This is a genomic window from Moraxella caprae DSM 19149 (genome assembly GCF_000426885.1).
Classification (GTDB): Bacteria; Pseudomonadota; Gammaproteobacteria; order Pseudomonadales; family Moraxellaceae; genus Moraxella; species Moraxella caprae.
The window spans coordinates 33,691-49,509 of record NZ_AUGF01000017.1; the positions used below are offsets into that span (position 1 = coordinate 33,691).

General features: G+C 44.3%; 13 protein-coding genes and 3 pseudogenes. 12 read left to right on the forward strand and 4 right to left on the reverse strand.

The features are described from left to right. The first annotated feature begins 11 nt into the window (after positions 1-11). From argH to K941_RS0106340, 4 genes are all read left to right on the forward strand, one after another. A complete protein-coding gene (argH, locus tag K941_RS0106325) occupies positions 12-1,379 on the forward strand; it encodes an argininosuccinate lyase (RefSeq protein ID WP_029102954.1) in 1,368 nt (455 codons plus the stop codon). A 198-nt stretch (positions 1,380-1,577) separates the two neighbouring features. Next, positions 1,578-1,799, forward strand: a complete 222-nt coding sequence (locus K941_RS0106330) for a hypothetical protein (protein ID WP_029102955.1) — start codon at positions 1,578-1,580, stop codon at positions 1,797-1,799. Continuing rightward, on the forward strand, positions 1,796-2,197 hold the full coding sequence (locus K941_RS0106335) for a type II toxin-antitoxin system VapC family toxin (protein WP_029102956.1): 402 nt from the start codon (positions 1,796-1,798) through the stop codon (positions 2,195-2,197). Before K941_RS0106330 ends, K941_RS0106335 begins: the two co-directional genes overlap by 4 nt. Positions 2,198-2,213: 16 nt before the next feature. Beyond that, entirely contained in the window at positions 2,214-2,507 is a 294-nt protein-coding gene (locus K941_RS0106340) for an oxidative damage protection protein (protein WP_029102957.1), read from the forward strand. 75 nt (positions 2,508-2,582) lie between these two features. Here the strand turns inward: K941_RS0106340 and K941_RS0106345 are convergent, their stop codons facing one another. From K941_RS0106345 to K941_RS14930, 4 genes and pseudogenes are all read right to left on the reverse strand, one after another. Beyond that, positions 2,583-3,005, reverse strand: a complete 423-nt coding sequence (locus K941_RS0106345; protein ID WP_029102958.1) for a hypothetical protein — start codon at positions 3,003-3,005, stop codon at positions 2,583-2,585. Between the two features lie 27 nt (positions 3,006-3,032). Then, positions 3,033-4,247, reverse strand: a complete 1,215-nt coding sequence (gene sstT, locus K941_RS0106350; RefSeq protein WP_029102959.1) for a serine/threonine transporter SstT — start codon at positions 4,245-4,247, stop codon at positions 3,033-3,035. Positions 4,248-4,629: 382 nt separating this feature from the next. Further along, a complete protein-coding gene (locus K941_RS0106355; protein WP_029102960.1) occupies positions 4,630-6,120 on the reverse strand; it encodes a leucyl aminopeptidase in 1,491 nt (496 codons plus the stop codon). A 119-nt stretch (positions 6,121-6,239) separates the two neighbouring features. Next, positions 6,240-6,939 (reverse strand): annotated as a pseudogene (locus tag K941_RS14930) (IS1 family transposase). A gap of 168 nt (positions 6,940-7,107) precedes the next feature. Between K941_RS14930 and K941_RS0106365 the strand changes: the two are divergent. The 8 genes and pseudogenes from K941_RS0106365 to K941_RS0106420 all read left to right on the forward strand — a co-directional run bounded on the left by K941_RS0106365 (position 7,108) and on the right by K941_RS0106420 (position 15,748). After that, positions 7,108-7,716: a hypothetical protein gene (locus K941_RS0106365; protein WP_029102961.1), complete on the forward strand. Its 609-nt coding sequence runs from the start codon at positions 7,108-7,110 to the stop codon at positions 7,714-7,716. Positions 7,717-7,842: 126 nt separating this feature from the next. Then, positions 7,843-8,409, forward strand: a complete 567-nt coding sequence (locus tag K941_RS14935; protein ID WP_051225925.1) for a fimbrial biogenesis chaperone — start codon at positions 7,843-7,845, stop codon at positions 8,407-8,409. 97 nt (positions 8,410-8,506) lie between these two features. Further along, positions 8,507-10,933: a carboxypeptidase-like regulatory domain-containing protein gene (locus tag K941_RS0106380; protein WP_029102962.1), complete on the forward strand. Its 2,427-nt coding sequence runs from the start codon at positions 8,507-8,509 to the stop codon at positions 10,931-10,933. After that, positions 10,933-11,784 (forward strand): hypothetical protein, encoded by an 852-nt coding sequence (locus K941_RS0106385; RefSeq protein WP_115341041.1) that lies wholly within the window; start codon positions 10,933-10,935, stop codon positions 11,782-11,784. The genes K941_RS0106380 and K941_RS0106385 overlap by 1 nt, the downstream gene beginning before the upstream one ends. Before the next feature lie 105 nt (positions 11,785-11,889). After that, positions 11,890-12,388, forward strand: a pseudogene (gene pyrB / locus K941_RS14940) (aspartate carbamoyltransferase catalytic subunit); the annotation flags it as partial. After that, a pseudogene (gene acnA, locus K941_RS14945) lies at positions 12,309-14,314 on the forward strand (aconitate hydratase AcnA); the annotation flags it as partial. The pseudogenes pyrB and acnA, both read left to right, overlap by 80 nt. 146 nt (positions 14,315-14,460) lie before the next feature. Then, positions 14,461-14,961 (forward strand): hypothetical protein, encoded by a 501-nt coding sequence (locus K941_RS0106415; RefSeq protein WP_147287547.1) that lies wholly within the window; start codon positions 14,461-14,463, stop codon positions 14,959-14,961. Then, complete coding sequence (locus tag K941_RS0106420; protein WP_036387715.1) at positions 14,930-15,748, forward strand: hypothetical protein; 819 nt, start codon at positions 14,930-14,932, stop codon at positions 15,746-15,748. The genes K941_RS0106415 and K941_RS0106420 overlap by 32 nt, the downstream gene beginning before the upstream one ends. The last annotated feature ends 71 nt before the right edge of the window (positions 15,749-15,819 follow it).

Sequence of the window (15,819 nt, forward strand, 5' to 3'; positions counted from 1 at the left end):
AAACCGCCCAAATGTGGGGCGGACGTTTTACCGAAGCCACCGACCGTTTTGTTGCCGAATTTACCGCCTCGGTCAATTTTGACAAACGCATGGCAAATCAAGACATACAAGGCTCTATCGCCCACGCCACCATGCTTGGGCAGTGCGGTATCATCACCGCCGATGAAAGCCGTCAAATCGTGGACGGACTGACTCAAATCAAAGGCGAGATTGAGCGTGGCGAATTTGAATGGCGTGTGGAGCTAGAAGACGTTCATATGAACATTGAGAGTCGCTTGACCGCCTTGATTGGCGATGTCGGCAAAAAACTGCACACAGGGCGTAGCCGTAACGACCAAGTGGCAACCGACATTCGCCTGTACCTAAGAGATGAGACCGACAAAATCATCGCCTTGATTGGCAAATTACAAAACGGTCTACTTGATTTGGCAGGCAAACACACCACGACCATCATGCCGGGTTTTACGCATTTGCAGACCGCCCAGCCTGTGAGTTTTTCTCATCATGTCATGGCGTGGTTTGAGATGCTTTGCCGTGATAGCGAGCGTTTTGCCCAGACTTGCACTCGCATTAACCAAATGCCACTTGGCTCGGCGGCTCTGGCAGGGACAACTTATCCCATTGACCGCACAATCACCGCTCGTCTGCTTGGCTTTGACGGCATTTGTGAGAACTCGCTCGATGCGGTGTCTGACCGTGATTTTGCCATTGAATTTACCGCCAACGCCAGCATTTTGATGATGCACCTATCTCGCATGAGTGAAGAGCTGATTTTGTGGATGTCGGCACAGTTTGGTTTTATCCATATCCCTGACCGCTTTTGTACAGGGTCGTCCATCATGCCCCAAAAGAAAAATCCTGACGTGCCAGAGCTTGTGCGTGGCAAGACCGCTCGTGTGTTCGGACAGCTCACAACTCTGCTCACACTCATGAAAAATCAGCCCCTAGCGTACAATAAGGACAACCAAGAAGACAAAGACCCCCTGTTTGACTGCGTGGACACGCTGACAGGCTCGCTCATCGCCTTTGCCGATATGCTCCCAAACATCACGCCAAACGCCCAAAATATGCGTACCGCCACGATGAAAGGCTATGCCACAGCGACTGATTTGGCGGATTATTTGGTTAAAAAGGGCTTGCCGTTTCGTGATGCTCATGAAGTGGTTGGGAGTGCGGTGGCGTTGGGTGTGGCAAAAGGCGTGGATTTGAGTGAGCTTAGCCTTGATGAGTTAAAGGCGTTTAGTCCGCTCATCGGCGATGATGTCTTTGACTGCTTAACCCTAGAAGGCTCGCTAAACGCTCGTAATCATATCGGTGGTACCGCCCCAGAGCAGGTGGTAAAAGCGATTGAGCGGGGGCGTGGTCGAGTTAAAGGTTAATTAAAGCGTGATTGATAAAACCCAATGCGTGAAGTTAAGTATTGGGTTTTTGTTTGGGTAGATTGGCAGGTTTTTTTTGCAAAAAAACAAAATTAAGACTTGCCTTAATTTGAAATGTTGATTTTAAAAAACACCCTTGCAATCACTTTCAAATTTTTATAAACTGATAGAAATCTATGAAAAATATAGGGGGAAAATATGCTTATCGCCTATCAAGCTAAAATCAATGGCAATCAAATCCATTGGATAGACGCACCGCCTGATGTGTCTGATGTGGAAGTGCTGATTTTGCCAAAACAAAAACAGGACACGCCCAAACCCAAACGCCAACCCCCAAAAGAATTGCAAGGACAAATGCAAATTGTGGGCGATATTTTTGATATGTCAGAAAGTTATCAAGAGTGGGAGCATTTTAAATGAAATCACTCTTATTGGATACGCATATTTTATTGTGGCATGTCAATGAGCCTGATTTGCTTTCTGATAAAATCAAACAAGCGGTTGATACTTATGATAAAGTATATGTTTCAGCCATTTCGTGTTTTGAGATTAATTGGCTTGTTCGTCACAATCGGGTTGTGTTGCCAAATGGGCTTAATTATACCGCTTGGATAACACGCATTCAGGAATTAACTGACATTGAATTTTTAAACATCACACCAGAAATTGCCAGCTTGTCAGTTGAATTGTTCGAACATCACAAAGACCCTTGGGACAGACTTGTCATCGCCACCGCTTTAATTCACGATTGCCATCTAGCAAGTGTGGATACCAAATTCCCTTTGTATCAAGAATTAAATAACAAACTTATTAACTAAAAAGGCAACCCAACAAATGACCGAAATGTTTAACCCCAAAGCCAACCTTGTATTTTGTCGTAAATACCAAGAAAATCTGCCAAAAATGCCAAATCCGCCTTTCCCCAATGCCAAAGGCGAGGAAATCCAAAACACCGTCTCAAAAAAAGCGTGGGACGAATGGCTAGAATTACAAACCATGCTCATCAACGAAAAACACCTGAGTATGGTGGACAAAGACGCCAAAAAATTCATCGCTGAACAGCGTGAATTATTCTTAGACAATGGCGACTATGAACGCCCAGCAGGGTTTAAGCCCAAAGACATCTAACTTTGCACTAAATTTTATTTAAGTATAAAAAAATCGGACTTAGTGTCCGATTTTGTTTTTTGGATCAACAAGGAATTAGCACGCCACACCGATAATCCATTCACTCTTATCATTAGTGCTTTTGTCTAGGTCTGCACGGCGAACTAATGGCTCGGTACAGCCTTTGGGGGTGATATAGCTGATGGCGATTTTGACTGCGGTATCTGCCATAATCGCTGTGCCATCTGCTGTACGCACATGGATATAAAAAGGTTGCTCTAATGGAACGACATAGCTATCAAGCAGATAAATCCTGTCGCCATAAGTGACTTTAGCGTGATAGTCTTTAAAATGAAGCATGCCCACACCGTCCACATAGGTATCAGGGCTAAGCGATTCGTTGGTCTTTTTGGTGTTGGGCATGACCAGTAGAGATGGCATGGCAGGCGGTGTAGCAGGTGTACTGGCACAACCGACCAGCATCCCTGCTGTGATGAGAGTTGATAATAATTTTTTCATCATTGCTCCTTTTGTCCTTTGAATCTCTTAACCTTTATAAGCATATTTAGGGTCGGCAGCAGCGGTAAATAGCACGTCGGTTGATGAGTTAAGGGCAGTCTCTGCCGAGTCTTGTACCACACCGATGATAAAGCCGATGGCAACGACCTGCATGGCGATGTCGTTGGAGATATTAAACAGTCCGCACGCCAATGGGATGAGCAGTAGTGAGCCACCTGCCACGCCTGAGGCACCACAAGCACTGACAGAGCCAACGATGGCAAGCAGTAGGGCTTGGAAGAAGCTGACTTCCACGCCAAGGGTATGAGCGGCGGCAAGCGTTAGGATGTTGATGGTGATGGCAGCCCCCGCCATGTTGATGGTTGCCCCCAGCGGAATGGTGAGTGAGTAGGTGTCTTCGTTTAGCCCAAGTTTTTTGGCAAGGTTCATGTTCACTGGAATGTTGGCGGCGGACGAACGGGTAAAAAATGCCGTCACTCCTGATTCACGCAGGCAGGCGATAACGAGCGGGTAGGGGTTTTTACGAGTCTTGACCAAGACGATGAGCGGATTCACCACCAAAGCGATGAACAGCATGGCACCAACCAGTACGATAAGTAGCTTGGCGTAGCTTGCCAGACCGTCAAAACCTGTCTCTGCCACGGTCTTTGATACCAGTCCTAAGATGCCAAATGGGGCAATCGCCACAATCCATTTTACCACCGCTGAGACGGCGTTTGAGATGTCATGTACGACCGTCTTGGTGGTCTCGGACGCATGACGTAGCCCCAAACCAATCAGTACCGACCATGTCAAAATACCCAGATAGTTGGCATTGCTAAGGGCGGTCACGGGGTTGGCGACCAGATTCATGAGTAGGTTTTTTAGGACTTCACGTAAAGATTGGGGGGCGGACTGTTCTACCGCTTGTATGTCGGCCAGACCCACAAGTTCAATGGGAAAGGCAAAACTTGCCAGTACAGCAGTCAAAGCAGCGGTAAATGTCCCCACCACATACAGTAGCATGACAGGCTTGACCCGAGCATCACTACTGCTCTTAAATCCTGCCACGGCAGATAGTACCAAGGCGAACACCAATATCGGGGCGACTGCTTTTAAGGCTCCGACAAACACATCGCCCAGCACCCCAAGCGACATACCAACTTCTTTGGTAACACTGCCAATCAACACGCCTAGCACTAAGGCAATCAAAATAAGTGGCACAAGTCCCACACGCATGTATGCATTCACAAGTTGACGCATGAATCATTCCTTATTAACAAACACTTGTCAAATCACAAGATGATAAGATTACAAAATGTGATAACTATACCACTTTTTGTAATAAAGGTGTTAATGAATTTTTATTTTGTTAGGGCGTACCTGCCTTTGGTATTTGCAATGAAAACCACGAAAAATCGCACGTTTTTCAAGGAGAAAACTTGAGATTGATAGTTGTTCTATCAAGCAAGTTTTCGCCTTCGAGCCACAAGATTTGGCCATTTTTCATGCAAAAATAGATAAAAGCGTTAAATTTTCATCTTATTTTATAAAAATGTTATCAATGGTAGGCACTCCCTATAATTCTCAAAGGCAAAAAAACGACCATGCACATATGGTCGTTTTGAATGATGATTTGTTGGGGTTAGTCTGCTTGTCCCACTAAGTAACGCATGAGCATGGGGACAGGGCGACCGCTTGCTCCTTTGTTGTCGCCACCTGACCATGCTGTCCCTGCAATGTCTAAGTGAGCCCATGCTTGACCTTCTTTGATAAAGCGTTGCAAGAAGCACGCTGCCGTGATAGAGCCGCCTTCACGCCCGCCGATGTTTTGGACGTCTGCAAAGGTGGATTTGAGCTGTTCATCATAGGCATCATCTAGGGGCATTTGCCATACTAGGTCGCCTGTGTACTCGCCTGCTTCTTCTAAGGCGAACAGCGTGTCTTCGTCATTACAATACAACCCTGAACGCACTCCACCCAAGGCAATCACGCACGCCCCTGTCAGGGTCGCCGCATCGATGATGGTGCGTGGCTTGTAGTTGTCTTGGACGTAGCACAGGGCGTCACACAGCACCAGACGACCTTCGGCATCGGTGTTTAGAATCTCAACACTCATGCCGTTCATGGCGGTTACGATGTCTGATGGGCGAGTGGCTTTGCCCGATGGCATGTTCTCAGCACAGGCAAGCACCACGACCATATCCAGTGGCAGGCGAGCTTCACACACCGCTTTGATGGTGCCAAGCATGGCAGCTGCTCCGCCCATGTCGTATTTCATCTCATCCATGCCTGCTGATGGTTTTAGTGAGATACCGCCTGTGTCAAAGGTAATGCCTTTGCCGACTAGGGCGATGGGGTCTTTTAGTTTGCTCTTTTTCTTGCCTGATTTGCCGTGGTATTCGATGATTGCCAGTTTGCCTTCGTTGTCTGAACCTTGTGAAACTGCCAAGAAACAGCCCATGCCCAGTTTTTTCATCTCTTTTTCACCAAGCACGCTCACACTGACCACGTCTTTGTAGTCTTTGCCCAGTTTTTCGGCAACTTTGGCAAGCTCAGCAGGGGTCATGATGTTGGGGGCGTCATTGGCGACATCACGAGCCAAACTCTGCCCGATGTGTGTGGCAGTAGCGATGGCTAGGGCGTTTTCGTAGTCGGCTTTGGTGTCTTGGGTGTTGATAAATTCAACAGCAGATAGGGCGATTTTGTCGCCTTTTTTGGATTTGTAGGGTTCAAAGCGGTATTCGGCATGCAGTAAGGCATTGACAAACTGTCCAAAGTGCTTTTGGCAAATGACATCGCCCCACGCCACGACCGCAGATTTGCTGTTTTTGATGGTGTTAAAGGTGGCTTTGCCCAGTTTTGGCATTTGCCCTGCCAGCTTGTCCAGCGAGCCTGTACCAATCACGCTGATGACATGTCCGTCATCAATGCCATAATCGGTCACGCTCTCACCGACCGAGCCTTTAAAGCCACTGGCTTTGATGAGTGCGTTGGCACGGTCTAGGTGACCGCTGTCAAGGTTGCCCAAAATCTTGGCATCGCTGTCGGCAAAGACGACCAGATGGGGCTGGGCTTTGGTTTTTTTGGGGCTAAGCTTGTCGCTGACGCTTAGGTTTAGGGTGGATACAGACATACAAACTCCTTGTTTGTGAGTGGGGAAGGGATTGTTTAAATTTTAGCACATTTTTGGGGGTTTGGGCATGGGTTGGATGATTGATTACAAAAAATACGGGCTCTAGTCCAAAAAGTATGCTACACCCACCCATAGTTGATATAATGAAACACCAAGTCAAATACTTTAAGATGATTGGTTAGGTTTTTAGAGAAACAACACGTTTTTCTAAATGCTCGCCTAGCAAAGGTTCTAAGCCTTGTGTTATTACCTTCAATACCAACGGTAAAGCGTTTGCCAACTTGTTTGATAGAGTGCTTAAAAGCAACAAGAAAACTGTCCCAATCATCACAAGCAATTTTGTTGAAAGTAATGCCTAGTTGGGTAAGTTGTATTTTGAGTTTTTTGGCAGTAGCAAGGTTTCGTCTGCCCCATACATAGGCAACAATCTCACCTGTGTGTCTATCATACGCATAGATGAGCCAAACTTTGTTTTTCTTGTTACCCACGTAAGTCCAAAACTCATCCATCTCTAAGGTATTGTAATGCTTGGTCTTGGTTTGATTTGGTGATTACTGTTTGCAAGCACGCTAAGTGCTTTACCCTTACTCACTTGTTCAAGCATCACAATGTCAGCAATACTACAACCACGAGCTAACATTAAGCGTATTTTGCCATCTATGTAAGACTAACAATCTTTGTAAGTAAGCTGTAAATGATGAACAAATGTCTGTGGCAGTGTTTACAAAAATAGTTTTGTTTGCCATGGCTTTTTATGCCATTTTTCTTTATACTAACCGATAGGCAACCTGAGCAAGTAATGGTAATTTGTGTCTTCATAACCGTAAATTACCAACTTTTGTTCAAGTTGTCTTTTTAGTTTTTGTTACAGCATACTTTTTGGATTACTACCAAATAATTTTACAAAAAACTCTTCTATTTATTTTGATTTATTTTATAATATAAAAAAGTTATACCTAATGTCTAATCATTTTTATGGAGCAAGATATGCTAAAAAAACTACTATTAGCCACCGCCATTGTCGGTGCAACCATTTCAACCGCTAGTGCTGATAATGTTAGCGGTACTATGAATTTAAAGGTAACGCTACCAGAGATTTTGGTATTATATCACTGGCAAGAAGCAGGCATTCAATTTGAGCCAAATAAATACGATATGCCGACAGGTAAAGGGGCAGGTACTTATGATTTTGCTGGCAACATTCAAGTAGCGGACAATGACGGTAACGCAGATGGTGCTGGTGTTTCCGACACTCCTATGAATTTAAATGACATCACAGGTCGTACTAATGCTACCACCATTCCTGTTGTCCTAAAAAATTCTTGGGCCGTGCGTACTTTAACTGAGAATGGCAAAGCAAAATTAGCTATTGCAAATACAAAGGCTGAGCATAAAAAAGGCGATGATTCAGTTGTTTTAACCAAAGAAGCCAAAGTTAGCCAAGGCAACAAGAGCGGAACTGAGATTGAATTAGATTCTAAATGGGCACCAACCACAGGCGATATTACCTTTGATTTAGATTTGACTGGTGCAACAAAAGCAGGGTTACACCAAGCTGACGATGCAACTTTCACTCTAAAACTAACTGGTAAATAATTCTTTACAACACAATTTACCTAACTTACCTAACTTACCTAACTTACCTAACTAAAAAAGGCTGTTTTGGTGCATCGTTATGCCTAACAGCCTTTTTAATTCGGACAGACGACTTTTGGGTGTTTTATGATTAAAAAATGCAGTTGGGCTTTGGGGCTGTGGGCGAGTATCAGTCTTAGCACTTGTGCCTATGCCACCAATTTACAAACCGATGTGGTGCAAACCGATACAGGCACACAGCTTGTGGTGAGCCAAAAAAACGCCACAGGACAGACCTTGCAAATGCCCCCTGCCCAGCTTGGCATTTCACCGCCAAGACTTGATTTGACCGCAAAGACTTTGAATAAGCGTGTGGACACATCGGTTACTTTTTATAATTATGGCGATACGCCAAAACGCATACAAGTTGAGCTTGCTGATGTGGACAGCGATTTTGTGCCGATTGCCAGCGGTCAAGACACGCTCAAAGCGTGGACACTCATCGCCCCACAAGATTTTGAAATCAAAGCAGGCGGTTATCAGACCATTCGCTTGTCGTTTCGCTTGCCTGATGACTTTGCCCAAAAAAGCCATTATGCGTTTTTGAACATCAAACAACACATTGACAATCCGATTGTATCGCAAAGCGACAGCTTGGCGGTGGTCAAAATTGGCTCGCAGTATCAGCTACCCATTCGTTTGGCGGTCAAATAATGAGTGCCAAGCGATTTGTGCAATTTATGCCATTGACAATTATGCAAACTGTAAAACCTATTATGCAAACTGTAAAACCTATACAACAGGCACTAAGATGAAACTTGTCTCGGTATTTGTGGGTGTGGTGCTTGGTGGAATGGTTAGCGTACAGGCAAGCGAGCTACACCTACTTGGGCTAAAAATCAATCACAGCCAAATGGGCAACATAGACGCTTTGTGGCAAGACGGGCGTTATTATATTAGCCTAACTGATTTGTCGTCTCTTGATACAACCGCCCAAGAGCAAGCGGACGGTTGGCATTTTGATACGCCTTTGGGGCGGACGGTTTTGGCAAGTGATGATGTTGTCGTGTGGCAAAATATGCCGTATTTGTCGTTTGACGCTTTACGCAAACTTGGCATTGGTGCCACTTATTCACCGTCTGATTTACACATTCATCTGATGCGTGCCACTTTACCAAAATCCCAAAAAACACCTACCAATTTGCCCAAGATTACCCATTTTCCAAGCAAGTTTGGGGTGCAAGGCGTGCATTTTGACACGCAAATGACAGGCAATGACAGTTCTTGGCGGTATGGTTACAATTTAGATGCTTTTGGTTATGCAATGGGGGGCAGTTGGGGCGTGGCGACTGCCAAAGACAACCGCCAAAAAACTGTGCTAGATAACGCTTATTGGGCGTATGCCACCGACCAAACCGCCATTCGGCTAGGTAGCAGTAGCACGCCTTTTGAGACGATGACAGGTGTGGATTTGGCGTATAGCAATGCCAATATCAAACGACATCTGACCCCTTATTTGGACGGCAAAACCAGTAGCTTGTTAAATACCGACATTCACGACTTACAGCACATCAAAGGGGTGGGCGTGGCAGGCGGAGTGGCTAAGCTACGCATAAATGGCGTGGCGGTTGCCACGGTGCAAAGCCTGCTAGACGGACGCTATGAGTTTTTGAATTTGGATATGTCTGCCATAGACCGCCAAAGTCTGATTGAAGTGGCTATTTTTGACACGCCTTATGCACAAATACCTGTCAGCATTCAAACGATATCGCTTGGCAGGCGTGAAAGTCGTGTGGCGACCGATGAGCTTTTGGTGCAAGCGGGGCTTGGGCGTGTGGGTGTGTTTGATGACAAAGGGGCAGATGCTGGTTATGCTAAGTTTGCTTATGGCGTGAATAACAAACTCAGTATCAATGCAGGGGCAAGCAAAAATACCCATAAAAACGCCAAAGACAAGCCTACCTTGTGGCAGGTGGGGGCAAATATCGCCCCAAATCGTTATACTAATATTGTGCTTGACTATAAAAGCAGTGGCAATTATCGGCTAGATACCAATTATGAACGCACCCACTGGCGTGGCAATTATCGTTACAGTCGTTACAACCACCAAACTCATCATCATTTTGGGCTGTATTACACCCCAAACCACGACACGCATTTGTCAATTACCCAAGACGACAACCAAACCAACATCTACGCACGCACTCGTATCAACGACCATATGAGCCACGATGTACAATATCGGTCAAAAGATGATTACTGGCGATATCGTATCAGCCAAGATTATCCCACAGGCAAATTTGCCAGCACTTATGCGTACAGCATAGACCCTGATAAGCACCATTTGTCATCGTCGCACAGACTAAGTTACCACACCACTTTACAAAATCATCTGCAAATGGCACGCACCAAAAGCCAAGACAAAATTCCAGTTTTGCTTGCCAGTAGCGTACAGCACCGCTTGTCGGACAATCAATCGGTATCGCTTGGCGTATCGTGGCAAAACCTAACCAATCAAATCGGCTTTGACGGCAGTTGGCAGTATCACACCCAAAACGGTATGAGCCTTGGGGCAGGCTATCGGCACGGCACTGTGTCAAATGGCTTTGATGGTCGTTTGAATGGGCGTGAAATGGGTCGGCAAAGTGGCGAGTGGTTTTTGCGTCTGTCGCTAAACGCTTATAAACCGCCTGCAAGCTTGCCAAAACTTGGCAGATATACAGCGACCAATAGCACCAATGGACAGGCGGTCATTACCCTAACTCACGATGATAATGCCAACAAATCAGCGTATGAACAGATGTTTTTTGATGTCAATGGTCGGCTAACATCTGCCAGCACCCTAAGTCAAGACAACAACAAAAGCACTTATTTACTGGATTTACCAAAAGGCGTACACAAGATTGGTTTAGATGGGCGAGATTTGCCAATCCAATATGCCTTGCCAGCCCAAGCTGTTGCCAAGATCGCCCCAAGACTGCCAACGCACATCAACTGGCACATCAGCCAAACTTATGGCATTCGTGGGCGACTGTCTTTGGGGGTGGGGCAGGTGGCACTTTGGCAAAATAACCATAAAATTGCCACCACCCAAAGCGATACAGACGGCTATTTTTTCTTTGATAAACTGCCAACAGGCACTTATACTGTGCAGGCGAGTGGTCATCAGCCAAAGCAGGTGGTGGTATCGGACGATTATGTGGTGGGCGTGGTGCTGACAAGCAACGAGGAGCAATGATGACAACATATACCAATCGTATGAAGCATAAGACTGTTAAGCACAAGACCGTTAAGCACCTTATGGCGGTAGCGTTTTTGGGGTTGTTGTCTGTTGTCATAATACCGCAGGCACAGGCAGAAAACTGCTCTCCTGTAATTTACAATGGCTTGCTTGGTCCAAAATTTAAAAAAGTGGGCGAGTCTAATGGCGAGACAATCTATGCGTGTATGCGTGATGACAAACCCTATCCAAAAATTACTGTCAATGACAGTGATATCATTGCAGGTGGTAGCCAAGCGGTGGGTATGGGCAATGCCCAAAAAGTCGTGGATTTTGGTGTAAGTCGTGTTGATGTTGATGGTTTTGATATAAATGCTGTCAATGCCCCTAGTCGCTATACTTTTAAAAAAGCGGGCAGTATTACTGAGCCATTAAACGAAACATTTCAATTTTTTACTTATACCGACAAAAATGGTGATCTTGTTAAAAATAACAGCGGTCCTGCTTTTTATAATGCCTATTGTCAAGGCAAGCAAGCACCGCCATACGGTGCGGTCAATCATTGGCAAAATATCGTGGATTATTTGACCAATAATGCCCAAAAGTTTCTTGTTAATGGCGAACCTGCCACGCCAAGCTATAAGCCGATTGATAGGCATAATTATCAAATTGCTACCAAAGCGCTTGTGGTGGACGGCACCCAAATGACGGTCAATTTGATTGCCAGAAAGCGAGATGGTTTTTATTATAGTTTTGTCAATAAAGACAGTATTTATTGTATGATGACGGTGGGTGTAGAGGCAAGCGTGGATTTGAATACTGCCCGTGCCAAAGATTACACGCTAAACATAAGCTACAATAGCAATTAACAAAACAGTCTTATCTTTTAATCATAGAGCCTAACAACAGTTGGGCTTTTTTGTGATTAAAACACCAATTTTATTCTCAAAATATCGGCTATTTTGCTAGAAACGATGTCAATTTTACAGCACAAAACCACGCACAGCACAAGCGATTTAAATGAACAGCTTTACCGCTCACAGTCTTTGCCACAGCTGACAAGCGATGGACAATTAAAGCGTTTTTTGAGTGTGGAGGGGCTGCCCAAAGCTATGTTGCAACGAATCCTTGACAAGGCAAACGGCTACCTACTGCCAAACGGTCAAATCCAAAATTCGGACGAATTGTCAGGCTCAACTGTGATGAATTTGTTTTTTGAAAATTCCACACACACGCACGACTTTTGAAGTCGCCCAAAAACGCCTTGGCGCCAATGTGCTAAACCTTGACATTGCCAAGTCTAGCACAAGTAAGGGCGAAAGCCTTGCAGATACTTTGTGGAATTTGCAAGCGATGAGTGCAGATATGTTTGTGGTGCGTCATTCGTCAAGTGGGGCAATGCACTTTATGGCAAGTAAGGTTACCCCAAATGTCGCCATCATCAATGCAGGGGACGGACAGCACGCCCACCCATACGGACGCATTGGGCGTGATTTCGGTGGGCGTAGGCGGACTTGAAGCCGAATGCGTCATGCTAGGTCAGCCGTCTATGATGCGAACGCCTGACATTGTCGGTGTACATTTGACTGGAAAACGCCAAGCAGGGATAACAGCGACCGACATTGTCCTTGCTTTGACCGAGTTTTTGCGAGCCGAGCGAGTGGTGGGGGCGTATTTGGAATTTTTTGAGGAAAGGGGCGAGCAGTCTGTCGGTGGGCGATAGAGCGACCACTGCCAATATGACCCCTGAATATGGGGCGACCGCAGGGCTGTTTTATATTGACCAAAACACGCTGGACTATCTCACCTTGACAGGGCGAGAGAGCGAGCAAGTCAAATTGGTGGAAAATTATGCCAAAACCGTTGGGCTGTGGGCGGATAAAATGACGAAGGCGGTCTATCCACGAGTGTTAGAATTTGACTTATCTGCCGTAACTCGTAACATCGCAGGCCCGTCCAATCCACACGCAAAAGTTGCCACAAGCGAACTAAAAGAGAGGGGCATTGCAGGGGTGGTAGAAAATCGTGGCTCTTTTGATGAAGTGGGGGGCTTAATGCCTGACGGAGCGGTCATTATCGCAGCGATTACAAGCTGTACCAATACCTCAAACCCAAGAAATACCGTTGCCGCAGGACTTTTGGCAAAAAAGCCAACGCACTGGGGCTAACTCGCTAGCCGTGGGTGATGTCGTCCTTTGCCTCTGGTTCTAAGGTCGCTAAGATTTATCTAAATGAAGCAGGGTTATTGCCTGAGCTTGAAAAGCTGGGCTTTGGTATTGTTGGCTTTGCCTGTACGACTTGTAATGGCATGAGTGGGGCTTTAGACCCAAAGATTGAACAAGAAATCATGGAGCGAGATTTATACGCCACAGCCGTACTATCAGGCAATCGCAATTTTGACGGATGCATTCACCCACAAGCAAAACAGGCGTTTTTGGCAAGTCCGCCCCTTGTCGTGGCGTATGCGATTGCAGGGACGATTCGTTTTGACATTGAAAATGACCCACTTGGCTATCATAATGGCGAGCCGATTTATCTAAAAGACATTTATCCAAGCGATGATGAAATTGATGACATTGTGGCAAAATGCGTAAGACCCGAGCAATTTCGTGAAATTTATATCCCAATGTTTGATTTGGATAAATCGCAAAAGGCAAACAGTCCGCTGTATGATTGGCGTGAACAGTCCACTTATATCCGCCGTCCGCCCTATTGGGATAATGAACAGGGGGAAGGGGCTTTGGCAAGATCGTACGAACTTAAAAACTTACGACCGCTTGCCATTTTGCCTGATAATATTACCACCGACCATTTGTCGCCGTCCAATGCGATTGTCAAAAATTCGGCGGCGAGCGAATGCCTTGCCAAAATGGGCGTGCCAGAAGAAGATTTTAACAGCTATGCCACGCACCGAGGCGACCATTTGACTGCACAACGGGCGACTTTGGCAAATCCTAAGCTGTTTAATGAAATGGTGCGAAACGCTGACGGCACAGTCAAACAAGGCTCGCTGGCTAGGATTGAACCAGATGGGACAGTGGTGTGAATGTGGGAGGCGATTGAGACTTATATGGAGCGGGGTCAAGCAGGGACTGGGCGGTAAAGGGCGTGCGTTTGGCGGGCATGGAAGTGATTGTGGCAGAAGGCTTTGAACGCATTCACCGCACCAACCTTGTGGGAATGGGCGTGTTACCACTGCAATTTATAAACGGTCAAAATCGCCATACGCTTAAATTAGATGGTACGGAAATTTATGTGGTACAAGGGGAAATTTCGGCTCGCTGTACTTTAGATTTAATCATTGAACGCAAAAATGGCGATGTGGAAAGCGTGCCTGTGTTATGTCGCCTAGATAGCGATAGTGATGTAAGGACTTATAAGGCGGGGGGGCGTGCTTAGGGAGTTTGCGGGGAGGTTTTTTTGGATGAAAAATAATACTTTTTAGTAGTTAAAATCTGAACTTTTATTTTGAATAAATGGTAAAGGTATGGTAGTATAAAAGCTAGACCTTTACTTCCCATTAACCTTCATATAGGATAAATATGATGCTAAAAAAAGAAATTTTTGAAATTCATGCTGTGAATGAAAATTTTAATACACTAATAGAGCGTTTCCCAAATATTCATACTGGTAACAAAATCATTCTTTTACCAGCTGATGAAGAACGACATTTGTTTTATAATGGAACTTTAGAGATTTTTCAGTATTTAAGCACTAAATTTGATGAAAATACCGTCAATATTTTAGGCGATGACGATAGTTATAGAGAACTTTCATTGCACTCTAAGGCTCACTGGGTGGGTGTTTTCATGATTAGTAGTATACTTGCACCAATTTTTACCAATGTTGTGAGCGATTATATTAACAATGAACTGCACGCTGAACCTAAGGATGAGATAGCTTTAACTATTAAAGTAGTTAAAAAAAATAACTCTACCACATCTATTGACTATCGTGGAAATTCGGAAAATTTAGACAAAGTTTTCAAAGAAGTAAATAAATTAAGTGAAACAAATGAATCAGATAAAACAATTAATACTAAGTAATAGTATAGATATTGCAACTTATAGTAGCTACAAGAACAAACTTGAAATCTATCTCAGTTCTTGTCAAAAAAAGAGCAAGGAAAATACCTCAAATTTTCTTTGGAGATTGGTAACTTTATATAATATTAAAATTAATTTTATTAAAAACTTTGAGTATCTTAAAAATGGTAATTTTTATGAATCTTGGTGTATTTTGGAGACTATAGAAATTAGTTTGCAAAATTTAATTAATAATTCTAGTAAAGAGTTTATAGATGAGTATCAAGTAAATTTCTATAAACATTATACTCAACAATGGCAATCACTTTTTCCATATAATATTTTTTTCAGCATGGGTTTTATTGCATCCAAATTTACTTGCTCAATTTGCGGTCATGAATTAAGACCAAGAAGCCTTTGTAACCATCGGAAAGGTAGAATATATGATGGTGAATTGTGTTTTCATATTTGCAATCAAATGGATGATATTTTAGAGGTATCAATTGTTGACAACCCCATGCAAAAGTGCTGTATTCCGATGATAGATTATGACTATTCCCTAGTAAAATACGCGGTAGATAGACTTTACTCACCTTTTGATGGCTGGTTTTGCCACAAAACAAAAATGAAAGTGGAAAGAAGTAAATTTCATTCGGTACTTTCAGAAGCTTTATGTCCTTGTCATGAGCACAATAAGCGTTTTGGAGAATGCTGTTTTTCCAAAAGCCAAATTGAAATTCCCCATGTTGATTTCTATTTTGAAAAAACATTTGATGAAAGTTTACCAAAATTTATTTTTCCTTATTAATATTGTTTTACATTATCAACAACATACAAAAATAGTGATGAGTTTAGTATGTGGCGATAAAATGCAGAGTG

Bases quoted from the DNA above. Each gene is read 5' to 3' on its own strand.
- K941_RS14935 (WP_051225925.1), top strand. From the start codon at position 7,843: ATGATTAAAAAATGCAGTTGGGCTTTGGGGCTGTGGGCGAGTATCAGT.
- sstT (WP_029102959.1), bottom strand. From the start codon at position 4,247: ATGCGTCAACTTGTGAATGCATACATGCGTGTGGGACTTGTGCCACTT.
- K941_RS0106335 (WP_029102956.1), top strand. From the start codon at position 1,796: ATGAAATCACTCTTATTGGATACGCATATTTTATTGTGGCATGTCAAT.
- K941_RS0106355 (WP_029102960.1), bottom strand. From the start codon at position 6,120: ATGTCTGTATCCACCCTAAACCTAAGCGTCAGCGACAAGCTTAGCCCC.
- argH (WP_029102954.1), top strand. From the start codon at position 12: ATGTGGGGCGGACGTTTTACCGAAGCCACCGACCGTTTTGTTGCCGAA.
- K941_RS0106365 (WP_029102961.1), top strand. From the start codon at position 7,108: ATGCTAAAAAAACTACTATTAGCCACCGCCATTGTCGGTGCAACCATT.
- K941_RS0106340 (WP_029102957.1), top strand. From the start codon at position 2,214: ATGACCGAAATGTTTAACCCCAAAGCCAACCTTGTATTTTGTCGTAAA.
- K941_RS0106330 (WP_029102955.1), top strand. From the start codon at position 1,578: ATGCTTATCGCCTATCAAGCTAAAATCAATGGCAATCAAATCCATTGG.
- K941_RS0106415 (WP_147287547.1), top strand. From the start codon at position 14,461: ATGCTAAAAAAAGAAATTTTTGAAATTCATGCTGTGAATGAAAATTTT.
- K941_RS0106345 (WP_029102958.1), bottom strand. From the start codon at position 3,005: ATGAAAAAATTATTATCAACTCTCATCACAGCAGGGATGCTGGTCGGT.
- K941_RS0106380 (WP_029102962.1), top strand. From the start codon at position 8,507: ATGAAACTTGTCTCGGTATTTGTGGGTGTGGTGCTTGGTGGAATGGTT.
- K941_RS0106420 (WP_036387715.1), top strand. From the start codon at position 14,930: ATGAATCAGATAAAACAATTAATACTAAGTAATAGTATAGATATTGCA.
- K941_RS0106385 (WP_115341041.1), top strand. From the start codon at position 10,933: ATGACAACATATACCAATCGTATGAAGCATAAGACTGTTAAGCACAAG.